General features: G+C 54.6%; 1 protein-coding gene. It reads left to right on the top strand.

The window, feature by feature from the left end; genetic code table 11:
- Positions 1-11: 11 nt before the first annotated feature.
- On the top strand, positions 12-269 hold a 258-nt coding region (locus SB764_RS40620), incomplete at its 3' end, for an SDR family NAD(P)-dependent oxidoreductase (RefSeq protein WP_410866846.1).

Raw genomic sequence — 269 nt, 5'->3', positions numbered from 1 at the left:
GAGGTGAAATAATGGATTTCAGCGGTAAAAATGTCTGGGTAACCGGCGCAGGTAAAGGTATCGGCTACGCCACGGCGCTGGCGTTTGTTGAGGCGGGAGCGAAAGTTACAGGTTTTGATCAAGCGTTCACTCAGGAGCAATATCCCTTTGCGACCGAAGTAATGGATGTTGCCGACGCCGGGCAGGTGGCGCAGGTATGTCAGCGACTGTTAGCTGAAACGGAGCGACTGGACGTGCTGATCAATGCGGCGGGAATTTTGCGCATGGGC

The sequence above is a fragment of the Paraburkholderia sp. SIMBA_027 genome, assembly GCF_046535315.1.
Classification (GTDB): Bacteria; Pseudomonadota; Gammaproteobacteria; order Burkholderiales; family Burkholderiaceae; genus Paraburkholderia; species Paraburkholderia tropica.
This window is presented reverse-complemented; position numbering and strand designations above follow the sequence as displayed.